Here is a 274-nt window from a genome sequence, read left to right as displayed (position 1 = left end):
TAAGAACCTATGAAGGTTTTTTATATGTGGCAACAGTGATGGATTTATTCTCTCGGCGCATTGTGGGCTGGTCGATGGATAAAAATATGGATAAGCAGTTGGTGATAAATGCACTGTTGATGGCTGTATATCAACGTCAACCGAAGGCTGAGGTAATGGTACATAGTGACCAAGGTAGCCAATACGGTAGCGCTGACTATCTCGCATTTTTGAAAGAACATAATCTTGTGCCTTCGATGAGTCGAGCTGGGAACTGTCATGATAATGCAGTTGC

At 42.7% G+C, this 274-nt stretch carries 1 protein-coding gene; it reads left to right on the top strand.

The window, feature by feature from the left end:
• Window positions 1-274, top strand: a 274-nt coding sequence (locus AN389_RS19810) for a DDE-type integrase/transposase/recombinase (protein WP_146258108.1), incomplete at both ends; no start/stop codon positions are given.

Source organism: Pseudoalteromonas sp. P1-7a, from assembly GCF_001401855.1.
Lineage (GTDB): Bacteria > Pseudomonadota > Gammaproteobacteria > Enterobacterales > Alteromonadaceae > Pseudoalteromonas.
This window is presented reverse-complemented; position numbering and strand designations above follow the sequence as displayed.